The 15,591-nt window shown below is 56.7% G+C and carries 11 protein-coding genes; 2 read left to right on the top strand and 9 right to left on the bottom strand.

Annotated features, from left to right (window positions below):
- The 5 genes from gspE to AUP74_RS12305 all read right to left on the bottom strand — a co-directional run bounded on the left by gspE (position 1) and on the right by AUP74_RS12305 (position 6,118).
- On the bottom strand, positions 1-1,497 hold the full coding sequence (gspE, locus tag AUP74_RS12325; RefSeq protein ID WP_069947830.1) for a type II secretion system ATPase GspE: 1,497 nt from the start codon (positions 1,495-1,497) through the stop codon (positions 1-3).
- Entirely contained in the window at positions 1,494-3,464 is a 1,971-nt protein-coding gene (gene gspD, locus AUP74_RS12320) for a type II secretion system secretin GspD (RefSeq protein ID WP_083260967.1), read from the bottom strand. The genes gspE and gspD overlap by 4 nt, the downstream gene beginning before the upstream one ends.
- A gap of 67 nt (positions 3,465-3,531) precedes the next feature.
- A complete protein-coding gene (locus tag AUP74_RS12315; protein WP_069947829.1) occupies positions 3,532-4,200 on the bottom strand; it encodes a type II secretion system protein N in 669 nt (222 codons plus the stop codon).
- Positions 4,201-4,439: 239 nt separating this feature from the next.
- Positions 4,440-5,369 (bottom strand): electron transfer flavoprotein subunit alpha/FixB family protein, encoded by a 930-nt coding sequence (locus AUP74_RS12310; protein ID WP_069947828.1) that lies wholly within the window; start codon positions 5,367-5,369, stop codon positions 4,440-4,442.
- The gene (locus AUP74_RS12305; RefSeq protein WP_069947827.1) at positions 5,369-6,118 is read right to left on the bottom strand and encodes an electron transfer flavoprotein subunit beta/FixA family protein; all 750 of its coding nucleotides are present in this window, start codon (positions 6,116-6,118) and stop codon (positions 5,369-5,371) included. Before AUP74_RS12305 ends, AUP74_RS12310 begins: the two co-directional genes overlap by 1 nt.
- Positions 6,119-6,486: 368 nt before the next feature.
- Between AUP74_RS12305 and AUP74_RS12300 the strand changes: the two genes are divergently transcribed.
- Positions 6,487-8,109 (top strand): electron transfer flavoprotein-ubiquinone oxidoreductase, encoded by a 1,623-nt coding sequence (locus AUP74_RS12300; protein WP_226999943.1) that lies wholly within the window; start codon positions 6,487-6,489, stop codon positions 8,107-8,109.
- A 165-nt stretch (positions 8,110-8,274) separates the two neighbouring features.
- Complete coding sequence (locus tag AUP74_RS12295; protein WP_069947825.1) at positions 8,275-8,904, top strand: cysteine hydrolase family protein; 630 nt, start codon at positions 8,275-8,277, stop codon at positions 8,902-8,904.
- Positions 8,905-8,993: 89 nt separating this feature from the next.
- Here the strand turns inward: AUP74_RS12295 and AUP74_RS12290 are convergent, their stop codons facing one another.
- From AUP74_RS12290 to AUP74_RS12275, 4 genes are all read right to left on the bottom strand, one after another.
- The gene (locus AUP74_RS12290; protein ID WP_069947824.1) at positions 8,994-11,735 is read right to left on the bottom strand and encodes a TonB-dependent receptor domain-containing protein; all 2,742 of its coding nucleotides are present in this window, start codon (positions 11,733-11,735) and stop codon (positions 8,994-8,996) included.
- 116 nt (positions 11,736-11,851) lie between these two features.
- The gene (locus AUP74_RS12285; RefSeq protein ID WP_069947823.1) at positions 11,852-13,516 is read right to left on the bottom strand and encodes a serine/threonine protein kinase; all 1,665 of its coding nucleotides are present in this window, start codon (positions 13,514-13,516) and stop codon (positions 11,852-11,854) included.
- A 438-nt stretch (positions 13,517-13,954) separates the two neighbouring features.
- Complete coding sequence (locus AUP74_RS12280; protein WP_069947822.1) at positions 13,955-14,527, bottom strand: DUF1285 domain-containing protein; 573 nt, start codon at positions 14,525-14,527, stop codon at positions 13,955-13,957.
- A complete protein-coding gene (locus AUP74_RS12275) occupies positions 14,520-15,206 on the bottom strand; it encodes a TetR/AcrR family transcriptional regulator (RefSeq protein ID WP_069947821.1) in 687 nt (228 codons plus the stop codon). The genes AUP74_RS12280 and AUP74_RS12275 overlap by 8 nt, the downstream gene beginning before the upstream one ends.
- Positions 15,207-15,591 lie beyond the last annotated feature (385 nt).

The following is a 15,591-nucleotide window of genomic DNA, read 5'->3' as shown; positions in this document are numbered from 1 at the left end:
TCAGGACTCCTGGGTGACACGCAGCACTTCCTCCAGGGAAGTGATACCGGCCAGCACCTTGGCTATACCATCGTCACGAATACTGGGGGCTACTTTGCGCGCCTCAAGTACCAGTGCGCTCTCAGAGGCCCGGTCGTGAATCAGCTGTCGCATGGTCTCGTTAACCGGCACCAGCTCATAGATGCCCACCCGACCAACATAACCACTGTGGTTGCAGTGTTCGCAGCCGGAAGGTCGGTAAATAATGCCCTCAGCCTCTCCCTGCACATTCAGCAGGCGCCGCTCGCCGGCATCCATCACATGGGGCTGCTTGCACTCGGGGCACAGTACGCGGACAAGCCGCTGGGCCAAAACTCCAATCAGGCTCGAGGACAGCAGGAAAGGCTCGATACCCATATCCACCAACCGTGTGACCGCGCCCAGGGCGGTGTTGGTGTGCAGGGTTGAAAGGACCAGGTGCCCGGTCAGGGATGCCTGAATAGCGATCTGCATGGTTTCCAGGTCGCGGATCTCACCGACCATCACCACATCCGGATCCTGACGCAGGATCGCGCGCAAACCGCGGGCAAAGGTCATATCGGCCTTGGTATTGACCTGAGTCTGACCCACACCCTCGAGGTTGTATTCAACCGGGTCCTCGACCGTGAGAATGTTTTTCTCACGGTTGTTGATACTGCCGAGACCGGCGTAGAGGGTGGTTGTCTTACCGGAACCGGTGGGACCCGTAACAAGCAGAATGCCGTGCGGTCGTCCGAGCAGCTCGTTCATGATTTTCAGATCGCGACCGGCCATGCCGAGCTTGGTCAGGTCCATCTTGCCCGCCTGCTTATCCAGCAGGCGCATCACCACGCGCTCACCGGCGCTGGACGGCATGGTCGAAACCCGCACGTCCACCTCGCGGCCGCCCATCAACAGGGAAATCCGGCCATCCTGTGGCACCCGCTTCTCGGCAATATCCAGTTTGGCCATCACCTTGATACGGGAGACGAGCAATGGTGCCAGCGCCCGGCGGGGCTGCAAAACTTCGCGCAGCACGCCGTCGACACGAAAGCGCACCACCAGCCTCTTTTCAAATGTCTCGATATGGATGTCCGAGGCACCCTGCTTGAGCGACTCGGCAAAAATCGCGTTGATCAAGCGGACGATCGGCGCATCATCCTCCTGCTCCAGCAGGTCTTCGGTTTCCGGCAGTGAATCGGCGACGGCGGCCAGGTCCAGATCGTCCCCGAGCCCCTCAACATCCGAGAGGTTACCGCCCTCGCGGTTTTCGTACTCTTGCTGCAGGGCTGATTGAAAGGTCTCTTCCTGAACGGCCTCGATATCCAGCGGGAATCCACACAGTCGCTGGACTTCAGCCAGCACACTGGGATTGAGCGGTGCTACGTACTGACACCGCGATTCCCCTTCCCCCGACACCAGCAACACCCGGTGCCGCTTGGCAAAAGCGTAGGGAAGACGCTTGATTGCAGGTTCAGCGGAGGCCGTTTCTACGGTCATTTTTCTACCTCAAGTACCTCGACCGGTCCGTTGTCGCCCTCGTCGTAATTTCCAGTCGGGGGCAGCAGGTCCGGCAATACATCACCGCGGTGCCAATCCCAGATCACGCTGGTCTTGTCGCGAATGCGGAACTGCTTCTCCTGCAGATCCAGATAGCGCTCACGGGTTTCCTCATAGCCTGCAATCTGGGTGCTGAGAATCTTCGGACGCAGGAAGACCATCAGGTTGGTCTTGCTGACATCTTTGCTGCTCGAGCGGAATAAGCGCCCGATACCCGGCAGGTCACCCAGCAGGGGCACCTTGGACGCAGTTTCACTCACCTGGTCTTCGATCAGGCCACCGAGCACCAGAATCGCTCCATCATCGATCAACACCCGGGTGCGGATCTCTCGTTTACTCGTCACGATGTCGGAGGCTCCGGTCGCCCCTTCGGCGAACGGCAGGACGTTTTCGACCTTCTGCTCGATATCCAGCGTCACGGAATTGTTGTTGTTGACCCGGGGAACCACCTTGAGGGTGGTACCGATATCCTGGCGCTGAATCGTGGTGAACGGGTCGTTATTACTGCCTGAAAGCAGCTGTTCACCGGTAATGAAGGGCACGTTCTGGCCCACCAGGATCTCCGCCTCCTCATTGTCCAGCGCCATGATGGTCGGCGTGGAGAGGATGTTGGCGTTGTTGGTTGTCGCAATCGCATTGACCACGGCACGAACATCTGTGCCGCTGAGATAGCCCAGGTTCAGCCCCGTGCCAAGCAGGTTGAGCGGGTTCAGTGAAGCGGGATTGAATTCAGACAGCACATTCCCGTCTCCGTCCACGATGGGGTTGGGAGAGGCGTCGTTGTTGAAGCCTGCCACCACATCATCGTTGGCACCGGCAATCCATTTGATGCCGAGATCACTCCCTGCGCCTTCGGTCACTTCAACGATGATGGCCTCGATCAGCACCTGGGCCCGCCGCACGTCGAGCTTGGCGATCACACCCTTCATGGTTTCCAGCAGGGCCGGCGGTGCCGTGAGAACAAGCGAGTTCAGGGATTCATTGACCTGGATGCTCACTTCAACATCCGCGGCCTGCTGATCCTTCTCGGTTTTCTGGATGCTGCCACTCATGCCCTCGAGGATGGGCTTCAGGTCCGCGGCATTGGCGTACTGCACGTAGACCACCGCTGTGTTGCCCTCACCGTCCAGCGGCTGGTCCAGGCGGCGGATCACATTCTTCAATTGTGTGCGGGTCACCGGGTCCCCGGTAAGCAGCACCGCGTTGGAACGCTCGTCCACCGCGATACGCAATGGCTGCACATCGGTGCCTGCCTGTTTGCCGCCGCCCTGAAGCAATTCGCTCAGTACCTGTTTCACTTCCTTGGCGGAAGCGAACTGCAGCGGCACCAGCTCGATATCAATCGCACCGGCACGGTCCAGCTGCTTTACCAAGCGTACGATCTGTTCGATATTCGCCGCACGGTCAGCGATGATCAGCGTATTGGTGTCGGCATAAGCCGCCAGATGGCCGGTCTGGGGAATCAGGGGGCGCAACATGGCAATCAGTTGCGAGGCAGAGATGTTTTCAACCCGGATGGTCCGCACCATCAGGGATTCCGCCGGGGCCCGCGCCCCCTCAGCCGTGACGGGGATGGCCTGCTGTTTTGCCAGGGCATCAGGGACCACCTTCCAGGTCCCGCCCTGTTCTACCAGGCTGAAGCCGTTCACCTGCAGCACGGACATGAAGACGTCAAAGGCCTCGTCATGCGTCATTGGGTCACCGGCCACCACTGTCACCTTCCCCTTTACATTGGGGTGCACGATGATGTTCTTGCCGGTGAAGTCCGCCGCCCAGTTAATCAGGTCGCGGATATCTGCGTTATCGAGGGAGAGCGTGACCCGCTCCGGGGGTTGAGCCAGTGACGCAGTCGACAATAGCAATCCTAGCGCGACTGCGAGCAGCCGATGAATAAACATCCTCTTCATTATTTATCTGGCTCTTTATCAAATGGACTTTGTCAAAAAGTGATTGATCCGGGATCGTCGATTTTTCTTATCGTTCTGCCCTGCGCTCCCGCGCAAGACTGCGGAGCTGCTCCAGGCGCTCCCGGATTGATTGTTGTTTTTCCGAACGGTTCTGTTCACTCTCGGCGCTGACTTCTGCGGCCTGCCTGCCGAGATTACTGGTGGTGAAGTTACGCAGGGGGACACTGGGACGGCCGTCCTCATCCGGGTAAGTCAGCTTCTCCATTTTGCCGTTGCGACGCAAGATGATGTGATCAGTATCAACCGAATACAGCTCTGCGCCACCGGGCAGCCTGTCACCAATAAACAGGCGCTGGGCCGGCTTGCCACGCTCGGCAACCAGGGCGCTGGCCTTGTTTTCATCGCTGTTATCCAGCACACCGGACAACACCAGGTTCAGCTGGGTAATCGGGATGTTGGCGAGATCAAGCCGTGGCTCCGCAGTGGGTTCAACGGCGGCCACTCCGAAGAATGGGGTACCGGGAAGCGAAGCGCTCTGCCGGGCGGAGGAGCCGGTGGAATGACGCGTAGCGAGAAGAGACTCCTCTTCCGTCGAAGGGAGCAAGCTGGCACCATATGCCAAAACATTGAGTAACAGCCAGACGCCGACGACGGCGGCAGAGGCGATCAAACTGCGCGGAAAGGCTCTATTTCCCGTGGAGGGCAGGGCCAAAGTGAATCGCTGTAGTGCCGACATGAACAAACCTAATGACCAATTCGTGACTGGCCTAAATTATTGATCTTTGACGCCTATTCTCATTCTTCACTACCAGAAAGGCAATCTTCCATCACCGGCGCTGATCACATCCATCGATTGTTGGCGTTCTGTCAGTTCTGGCACAGATTCCCACTGTACCCGTTACTAACGCACCTAACTGGCAGCAAAAGGGCGGCCAATGCCGCCCTTCTGATGCAAGTTAGTATATTAAGCGAAAATTACAATTTTGTTTCCAGTTCCGGGACTGCATCGAATAAATCGGCAACCAGGCCGTAGTCAGCGACCGAGAAGATCGGCGCTTCCTCGTCCTTGTTGATGGCCACGATCACCTTGGAATCCTTCATGCCAGCCAGGTGCTGAATGGCACCAGAGATGCCCACAGCGATATACAGGTCCGGCGCAACGATTTTGCCAGTCTGGCCAACCTGCATGTCATTCGGGACAAAGCCGGCATCTACCGCAGCACGCGAAGCGCCAACTGCTGCGCCCAGCTTGTCAGCCAGCTTGTACAGCATTTCGAAGTTATCGCCATTCTGCATACCGCGACCACCGGAGATCACGACCTTGGCCGCAGTCAGCTCCGGACGATCGGACTCGGCCAGCTCTTCACCTACAAAGGAGGAAATGCTGGCGTCATCGACGATATCCACGCTCTCAACCGCGGCGCTGCCGCCTTCTGCCGCTACAGGGTCAAAGGCAGTGGAACGCACAGAGATCACTTTGATGGCGTCAGAACTCTGTACGGTGGCAATGACGTTACCGGCATAGATCGGGCGCTTGAAGGTATCAGCGCTCTCAACAGCAATAATGTCGGAGATGGGCTGCACATCGAGCAGTGCCGCAGCGCGCGGCAGCATGTTCTTGCCGGTAGTGGTCGCCGGAGCCAGGACATGACCGTAGTCCTTGCCCAGGTCCGCTACCAGCTTGGCGACATTCTCGGCCAGCTGATGCTCATAGGCCGCGTTGTCTGCCAGGATTACCTTGGAAACACCATCTACCTTGGCTGCCGCTTCGGCAACCGCACCGCAACCAGCGCCGGCAACCAGTACATGGATATCACCGCCAATCGCCTTGGCTGCAGCGATGGTGTTGAGCGTCGCGCCCTTCAGCTCGGCGTTGTCGTGTTCTGCAATAACGAGAATGCTCATCAGATTACCTTCGCCTCGTTCTTCAGTTTTTCTACCAGTTCCGCCACGTCGGCGACCTTCACGCCCGCCTGGCGCTCGGCCGGCGGCTCAACCTTCAGGGTCTTGGTGCGCGGAGTGATGTCGACACCCAGATCCGCCGGGGAGGTAGTGTCGAGAGGCTTCTTTTTCGCCTTCATGATGTTCGGCAGGGAAGCGTAACGCGGTTCGTTCAGGCGCAGGTCGGTGGTTACCACAGCCGGCAGCTTCAGCTCTACAGTCTGCAGACCGCCGTCGATCTCGCGGGTCACTTTAACGGAACCATCTTCAACCACGACTTCAGAGGCAAAGGTACCCTGGGCCATGCCAGTCAGTGCGCCCAGCATCTGGCCAGTCTGGTTGTTATCACCATCAATGGACTGCTTGCCCATGATGACCATCTGCGGCTCTTCTTTCTCCACGATGGCCTTGAGGCACTTGGCCACTGCCAGCGGCTGCAGTTCTTCATCGGTCTCGACGAGGATGCCGCGGTCTGCACCGAGGGCCAGTGCAGTACGGATCTGCTCCTGACATTGCTTGGGCCCCATGGAAACGGCGACAATCTCGCTGACAACGCCTTTTTCCTTCAACCGTACAGCCTCTTCCACAGCAATTTCGCAGAAGGGGTTGATAGACATTTTTACGTTGGCAGTGTCGACATCACTGCCGTCCGCCTTCGGGCGAACCTTGACGTTGTAGTCGACAACGCGTTTCACAGCTACAAGAACTTTCATGGAAATCCCGTCTCGGTAATCTGTTTAAAAGCCGCGACTGACAGGTCAAATCGCGTACGAATCGGATCGTTCAGTCAAACAGTTGTTTGAACGCGGTGTATGTTGAGCCTTCTATAAAGCAAAATCAATAGGGTTATCCGCCCTGCCCGACCCATTCACCAGATCTATTGACCAGAATCAAAGCGCTAAATCTGGTCACGCTAACCTGTTGAAATATGGCACATTTGCCACAGCAAATGGATACTCCTGCAATTGGTAGGGTTGAATAAACACCGATATAATCCGCGACCAATATAAAAGCCTAAGGCCTTGAGGCCGGCAACAATACCGTGAAACTAGCTGAGGAGAGCGCCGTGGAACGCGAATCAATGGAATACGATGTAGTGATCGTGGGAGCCGGCCCCGCAGGCCTGGCTGCGGCCTGCCGTATTCGCCAGCTGAATGAAGACATCTCCGTTTGCGTGGTGGAAAAAGGCTCCGAGGTCGGTGCCCACATCCTGTCTGGCGCAGTGTTCGAGCCCACAGCACTGAATGAGTTGTTCCCGGACTGGAAGGATCGCGGTGCCCCCCTTAACACTGCCGTTAGAGGCGATGACATCTATGTAATGCGCAGCGCAGAGAGCGCGACCCGCATTCCCAACGCCTTCGTGCCCAGCACCATGCATAACGAAGGCAATTACATCATCAGCCTGGGCAATCTCACTCGCTGGCTTGCCGAGCAGGCAGAGAACCTGGGGGTCGAGATCTTCCCCGGATTTGCCGCCGCAGAGGTCCTCTATAACGAAGACGGCTCCGTTAAGGGCATTGCCACCGGCGATATGGGCGTCTCCGCCACCGGAGAGGAGAAAGACTCCTACATGCCGGGTATGGAGCTGCACGCCAAATACACCCTCTTTGCCGAGGGTTGCCGCGGACATCTGGGCAAGCAACTGATTTCCCACTTCAAGCTCGATGAAGGCAAGGACCCGCAGCACTACGGCATCGGTATCAAGGAAATCTGGAAAGTCAGTGACGAGAACCACAAGCCAGGCCTCGTGGTACACACTGCCGGCTGGCCGCTGGACGAGAGCGGTTCCCACGGTGGCGGGTTCCTCTATCACCTGGAGGACAACCAGGTAGTGGTCGGCCTGATTACCGACCTAGCCTACAGCAACCCACATGTGAGCCCGTTCGACGAATTTCAGCGCTACAAGCACCACCCGGTCATCAAGCAGTACCTGGAAGGCGGCCAACGGGTGGCCTACGGCGCCCGCGCTATCACCAAGGGCGGCCTGCAGTCGCAGCCCAAGATGACCTTTCCGGGTGGCCTGCTGATCGGCGACAACGCCGGCACCCTGAACTTCGCCAAGATCAAGGGCAACCACACCGCGATGAAGTCCGGCATGATTGCCGCTGAGTCGGTGGTTGAGGCGCTGGCCGCAGAGCGTGCAAACGACGAACTCAGCGGATTTGCCGACAGCTATCGCAACAGCTGGGCCTGGAAAGAGCTGCACAAACAGCGAAACTTCGGCCCCGCGCAGCACAAATTCGGCAATATTCTTGGCTCAGCTTACGCCTTTATCGATATCAACATTTTCCAGGGCAAGCTCCCCTGGACCCTCCGCGATACCAAGGCGGACCATGCTCAACTGAAACCCGCTGCAGACTGCAAGAAAATCGACTATCCGAAGCCCGACGGCGTGCTCAGTTTTGACAAACTGTCCTCGGTGTTCATCTCCAACACCAACCACGAAGAGGATCAGCCCTGTCACCTGACACTGAAGGATGATGAGATCCCGCTGAACCACAACCTGCCCATCTACGATGAGCCCGCTCAGCGCTACTGCCCCGCCGGAGTCTATGAGGTGGTGGAAGACGCGGGTGGCAAGCGGTTCCAGATCAACGCGCAGAATTGTGTTCACTGCAAGACCTGCGACATCAAGGATCCCACCCAGAACATCGTCTGGGTGGCGCCTGAAGGCGGCGGCGGCCCCAACTACCCGAACATGTAAGACCAAGTGGTCGATTTGTTTCCTTTTCAGGGCGCTCTGTGAGCGCCCTTTTTTGTGCCCACAGAAGGCCCCTCGACAACCCTTCTCTCCCTCCAAACGCTCAGACAGGGGCTACACTGATGGTAGCTTCCGGCGCCAATACGTTCTCTCCAGACGAGGAAAGCGATGAAATCCGCCCTGCTCTGTATCGATCTGCAGCACCTTTGTGCCGTCCGTGGTGAGGGAATCTTCTCGGAGGGACAGAGCTGCCCGTTCAGCCCTGAGGAGCAAAATTACTTCTTCGATCGGCTCGAGAAGCAAGTCCTGCCTAATGTGCAGAAGCTCCAGGCGATTTTTCGCGACAAGGGCATCGAGGTCCTCCATATAAGGACCCGAACCAAAACCAGGGATGGCCGCGAGCGGACCTTTTGGCAGAAGCGTGCAGGACTACTGGCCACGCCGGGATCGAGGGAATCGGAGTTCATCGACTCAGTGATGCCCCGCGGTGATGAGCTGATCGTCAATAAGACCGGTTCGGGACCATTCGGCAACACCAATCTGCATGCATTACTTGTCCAGCTCGATGTGCAGCAGCTGTACTGCTGTGGAGTACACACCAATACCAGTATCGAATCCACGATACGGGCTGCGGCCGATTATGGTTACTGCCCGGTCCTGATCCCGGACGCTACCGCCGCAGCAAGCCAGGCCTTGCAAGACAACTGCGTGGAACGCCTGGTAGGACAATGCTGTGAGGAAATTGAAACGAACAAGCTGGTGGAAGACTTCAAACACCACCTGCGCTCCGTTGGGTAGCACATTCTAGAAATGAAAAAACCGGGAACTGAAACAGCTCCCGGCTTAAGCATCCCTATTTCTTAGTTCGAGCTTCCGAATTCTGAAATTTAGAACTGGTACTGCGCGCTCAGTGAGAACGAAGAGCCCGGTTGCTCTTCATAAACAATCACGCTGCTACGCTCGATTTCTACGGACTCATCCAGCAAGTTCTGCAGCTTCGCTTTCAAAGTCATCTGCTCCGTGGGATACCAGGAGTACGTCAGATCCAGCGAGTGGAATGGCTGCTCAAAAGCATCCGGCGCACCATTACGGCCTGCCAGGTACAGGCGCTCGCCAAAGACGTTGTAGCCCAGGGTAGCGGCATGGTTGCCGTCCGGGGAATCAAAGCCCAGCATCATGTTCACGACATAGTCAGAGGCACCCGTCATCTCGCGAAACGGGTTGGTCGGAGCATCCGCCTCGACACCGGCCACCAGCTCGGATTCCTGCAGCGTGATGTTGCCCTGCACAAAGAAACTGTCCATGGTTTCACCAAGGAAGCCCATTGTCTTCAGGCCTTCAATTTCAAAACCAGTGATTTCACCGGATTCAGCATTGATGATCTCACGCGCTACGTTGGTATCACTGGAACCGAGCTCGAAGAATTCGATCGGGTCAACGATGTCTTTGTAGTAGGCAGACAGTGTCAGGTTGTCACCATTATCAAAGAACCATTCTGCACGGATGTCGTAGTTGCTGATTTCGGACGGGCGAGCATTGGGGTTACCCTTGATTTGCTCGTCGGTAATCGGATCGATGTAGATCGCATCAGTAATTTCCCGCAGGTCGGGACGAACGGCGGTCTTACTGGCACCGAAGCGCAACTGGAAGGTCTCAGCCCAGAGCGAACCCATGTAAGTGAGCGACAGTGACGGATAAACCGCATCCTCAGAGAATACCGCATTCTCCAGTTCCTCGCGGTCCATGGTGATCTGCGGGTCTTCAATGGTGAACCCATAGGGGTTCCAGTCGAGAGCGACCTGACTGTAGTCTTCCCAACGGGCACCCGCGGATACACGCAAAGTTTCATTCAGGGTCCAGTCGAACTTACCAAAGGCAGCATCGGTCAGGGTTGCTGCAATGTAGCTCTGGTTGTTGGCACCTGCCCGGTCGAACACGAAGTTGTTGTCCGGGTCGGTGATGTTCCCATCACTGAAGACTTCGTCCAAACCACCCTGCAGGACGCCAGGTTCGCCCACGCTCAGGGCACCCAGCCGGAATTCAGCCTGCTCGTAGGTACGCCCTTTCTCGGTACGAGCAAAACCGCCAGCCAGCTCGAGGGTGGAAGCAGAGAATTCGAGCGGCAGAGTGAGCTGCCAGCCGTAGTTCTTGACTTCATCTTCAAGCTTGGTGAAACGGAAACCAGCACCGTTTACGCCAACACTGACTGCTGAAGCCAAAACTTCACCGGTGGCGTCTGTGGTGGTATCGGCGTTGACATTTACCTCGTTGGGAATGTCGGTTGCCGCCATGGACTCGGAGTAATGCCAGTCAAGAACCGCCTCTTCCGGAACCCAGTTCAGCACGCCGCCAGGAACCATCTCTTTGGTGGCCATACCGATTGAATGAGAACCCTTGGCCTGATTTACAAACAGGTCGCGCTCTTCGTACTTGATGCTGTACTCGCGAAAACCACGCCCGTCAGAAACCTGGCGGTTTTCGTTGAAGTAGTCGCGCACAGCTGTTTCGTCGTCTGTGTTGCGCAGATACAGGCTGCTGGTGGTGATTTCGTGCTCACCGGCATAGCGCAGGCCAAGATTCAGGTTACCGCTCAGGTCAACCGAATAGGTGGACTTATCCTGGGTATCGATACGCTCTTCCGGGAAGCCGTAACTGCGCTTCAGACGCTGCTCCTCACGCCACTTGCTCTTGTGGGACGCGCCGGCCAGGAAACCCAGCTCCCAGTTGTCACCGAAGTAGAAACGGTTACCAACGCTACCCTTGATATCGCTATCCGGGTTGCTGGAGTCCTCTTCGATCGCGATGTCACGATTCAGGTAGGTGGCGATTTCGCGATTCAGCGCCTGGGCTGCTTCGTTGGCTTCCTGGGCTGAAGCGAACTGCACACCTTCACGCTCCAGGGTTTTACGAATGTCCTGCACACCGAGACGCCCCTGGAATCGCTCCAGGTACCAGTCCAGCTCGCCGGCCATGCCGCGGGTGCCGTCATCGGTGCCAAACGCATCATCGTCACCACCGCGGTAACTCAACACGTCACCATCGGTTTCGGTGTTCATGCCAGTGCCGACTTCGATTGCGAAAGTCAGGTCCTCTGGGATGCTCTTGGTGCGAATATCGACATTACCGCCGCCGAAAGTCGCGGGTTGATCTGCCGAATACGACTTCTGCACCGCCAGGGAGTCCACAACCGAGGTGGGGAAAATATCCAGCGGGATAACGTTACGGGTCAGGTCCGGCGAAGGCACCGTTGCGCCGTTCAGGGTGGTGCTGGAATAACGCTCACCCAGGCCGCGCACGTAAACAAACTTGTCATTAACCAGCGAGAGCCCGGATACGCGGCGCAGTGCCGCGGCCACGGTGGAGTCCCCTACCCGGCCAATCATTTCCGAGCCAAGTACGTCGGTGACAACCTCATCGTCGAGGCGCTCACTGATCAGCATCTCGGCGGAGTCGCGCAGTCGCCCCTGAACCATCACTTCTTCAATTTGGGGAGCACTTAATTGCGGTGCCGCTTCAGTGCCGGTTTCAATTAACTCTGCGTCTTGTGCGAAGGCACCAGCTGCAAGGGACGAGGCCGTGGCCATAGCCAATACCAGCGGCGCTCTCTGAAATCTTTCTTTCTTAACCATTTCCAGGCCTCTTATCGTTCCTGTATACCACTGCGGTAAAATCAAACAGGGCGCCGACTCCCTTTGAGAAAGTGGCGCCCCAAGGGATCAGGGACTCCGTCCCCAACCATTACTTCTTATTGTTCGAACCACAGTGCCTGGGCACGGCTGCCGTCATGCAGGCCGTAGGTCCAGCCCAGTGTCCAGTCGGTGCCGTTCAGATCCAGAGCACCCAGATAAGCACGCTCAACCGGAGTGATACCCACTGCAGCGCCATCTACGAGGATGCTGTCGACAGGCAGGGTCTGCACGCCCAGCTCGCCGCCCAGTACCTGCAGGCCAGTGTCAGCATTGGCAGTCGGGTTAACAGCGCCAGCGATGGTGGCGAACACGTTGCCGTTGGCAACAGCCCAGGCTTCCAGGCTGTCGGCGCCAACCGGGCCACCCTTGGTCTTGTCTTCACAGGCGAAGATGTTGGAAGTGATTGCCACCTCAGTGCCAGTTGCCGCTTCAGCCAGGGTCTCGTCACTCTCAACACGCAGGCAGTAGTTGCTGCCTTCCGCACCGTTTTCGTCGGCGCTGTAAGAGGCGATAACCATGGAGTTGGTGATCATCGGGAAGATACCTTCACGGAAGCGCCAGCCAGCGCCCGGATCGTGAGTACCTTCAGCCTGGGCAGAGATAATGCAGGTCAGGCCATCGATTACCGGACGGCTGTTCAGGCCTGCAGCGATCAGTGCGGAGTAATCCTGGTCACCGTCATAGCTGCCGATACCGTCAGACTCGATGCAGTGGTTACCATCGGTAGCGCTCTGAACGACCAGTGCGTTGGTGATGGAACCGCTCCAGCCTTCGTCGATGTCGATGGAGTCGTCACGCACGTACAGGGCAACGTAGTTCTCAAAGCTAACCGCTCCACCGAACATCTCGATGCCATCATCGTAAGTGGAGTAAACCTGCAGGTTCTTGACGATAGTGCCGCTACCTACGCCACCGAAGGAGATGCCGTTCAGCTCATCGCCACTGGCAACTTCAGCACCGGTGTGCTTGACGCGTACGTATTCCAGCTGACCGGAACTGTCTGCGTTGTTGGCGCCACCGTAGTTGGACTGGTCCTTGCCAACAGAACCTTCAGCCAGCAGGTGACACTCGGAAGTGGCCAGGTCGCCGCCAGACAGGGTGCCGGTGTAGGCACACTTGTTGGTGATACCGAACCCGTTGATCACCATACCGCCCCACTGCTGTACTTCTTCCGGACCTACGGTGCCGTCGATATCGCTGACAGAGGTAAAGGTGATCGGGGCTTCGGCAGTGCCGACCGCGAACACCTGGGAACCGCGGTTAACGGCCATGAACTTGGTGGAGTCCGGGAAAGCGATGGTGGCACCGGCCTGGATGTTCAGTTTGGCACCGTCGCCGCCTTCAGCGATACCAGCGGCAGCCATGGAAGCGTCATCGTCATAGTTGTTGCCGACAAACAGGCTGCCTTCAAAGATGTGCGCACCGCCGTTTTCCAGCGCGGGGATGTTCAGGTCAACGGTGAGCGGGTTGCCGGAATCGACAAAGCTCGCAGAGTAAGTGCAGTTGCCAGTGTCGCTGTCGAAAGAACCCTGCTGTACCTGACCGGCCTTCTCGTAAGAAGCACAAGGATTGTCATCGTTATTGTTGCCGCCACCACTAACAGAATTATCTACGGAGTTATCGACGGTCTGCGGCTCGATGCTGATACCACCGCTGTCACAACCGGCCAGCAGTGCGGCGATTGCGGCGGAGAGCAGCAGTTTGCTGTTTACTTGCTTCATGGATTCCCCCTAACAGGAAGTGTTGCAAAAATAGGCAACCAAAAATCTTTGTTTTGTTTCAGCTGTGCGTCCTGAACCAAAAACCCGGATCCCTGGAAACCTCGAAATCGTGATTTTTTTGTCGCCGGAGCGATTCGGACGAGGGGGAGTGTAGGAAGGGAATATTGCGAAAATGTTACTCAAAAGCGCGATCACACATAAATTTGCGTGAAACTTTCGCGAAAATTCAAATTATGAACTTATTGTTGCAAACAGGTTTCAGTGGCTGTTTGTTTTGTGATCGGCTAATGAAAAAGGGCTGACAAAAAATTAAGGCTGACGCCGTATAAAAAAGGGAAACAAGAAGGACAATTCTTGAGAATCAGGGGAGCAATTCCCCTTGAAGCAGTATTGGAGAGAGCCAGAAAAATTAAGAAGAGGCAATAAGGCTACCCGGCATCAGTAGCTGCCCAGAGGAAATCGTTCACCGTCACTGACGATATCGATATCAGAAGCGGCTGAAGCATCACCAGTAGTCGGCTTGCTTTCGTCTATCGCCCAATCAACCAGTTGGTAATAGACATCGCGAGAGACCCTCGCCCAGAGATCGTCACGAACTTCGATATACGGAACAGGTTGGCCCGTCTTACCAAATGGCCTCAGGCTCCAGCCGCTATCGCGCACCAGTGGCACCACATCACCGGTATTTGTCGTAAATAACAGAAGGTCGGTGCCGTTGCGTTTACCCCGGGCAACCTGGTTAACGAGGAAAGGTACGTCCTCGACATGGATGCGCCACTTCTCCACCGGGGTGACCAGAAAATACTCGTCGCCCTCCCGGCGGAGAATACTGGCAAACAGACGGACTAACGCCTCGCGCTGGATCTCAGTACCTTCATGCACCCAGGTGCCGTCCCGGCGGATGGTAAGGTCCATGTCACCGCACAGATCCGGGTCCCACTTGTGGACTGGCGGATGCCCGGAAAACTCATCGCGGAGTTTCTCTAAATGCTCGAACAGGGGTTCAGCCAAAAGACGACCCCGGCGTGCCACCCGAAGGCTGTGACGGCGGCGGTTCAGGCTGGCGCCGGCCGGACACGTCGCCGATATGCACGCCCACATCCATGATGAATTCCATCAAACCCTCGCGATCCTGGATCACGTCAGCGAAGGAGCGGGAGTGATAAAGCTCCACCGCACCCTGAACGAGCGCCCAGTACGTGGAGTAGTAGAAGTAGGCGGGGACGCGCTTCAGTTTGCCCTCTTCCATCCGGCGCTCGAAAACCCGGTTTAACGCTTCCGCGTTGGAGTTGCGGATGGCGTGAAGGTCCGCAATCATTTCCGGTGCCAGATTCAGCGCAATAATTTTTTCTTCCAGGCGCTGGAAAAGCCGGTCTTTGGCGGGATCCGCCATACGAGACTCAAAATAGGCGCGCGCGGGAGCTGTGATATCGCCCTGCTCAGCCGAGGCAACCGCCGCCTTGATCCGCTCGGTCAGCGCCTTTTCGTAGTCCATCAGCAGGCGCATGTAGATCTCTGTCTTGGAGATGAAGTGCTTGTAGATAGTGCCCTTGCCGATATCTACACGCTCAGCGATCTGCTCCACGGTGACTTTTTCCTCACCGTGCTCCAACAGAAGTTCCAGGGCGGCATCCAGAATCCGCTGCTCACGGGCGCGGAAGCGCTGCACCTTCTCTTTTGCCTTGTCCATACCTGCGACCTTACCTGTCCTTGCACTTTGAGACTGAAATTGACTGTTCATTCATGAATGATAGGCAATTCACGCAACTTGGAAAAGCGGATTGGTTAACTAATTCGCCACCTCTTCCGAACTTCCGGCTGAGTCTCAGGCCCCGAGCCGTTACCATTGGATCCGATATGCCTTATAAGGGCACCTCAAGAGCGCTAACAATAAAGGACCACACTGTGTCTATCACAAAAAGCCTGCGCGGAATGGCGCATATTTCTTCTTTGCTATTTGCAGTCACATACATACACGTCGCAAATGGATCAGCATCAGACCCAGAAGCCCCATCCGTACGCGCTCCCAGTCAAATCATTGCCGAGGCCCAAACCAAAGATTGGCGTCAGGTAAA

The sequence above is a fragment of the Microbulbifer aggregans genome, assembly GCF_001750105.1.
GTDB classification, from domain to species: domain Bacteria; phylum Pseudomonadota; class Gammaproteobacteria; order Pseudomonadales; family Cellvibrionaceae; genus Microbulbifer; species Microbulbifer aggregans.
The sequence above is the reverse complement of the archived record's forward strand: the minus strand, read 5'-3'. Positions and strand labels throughout refer to the sequence as shown.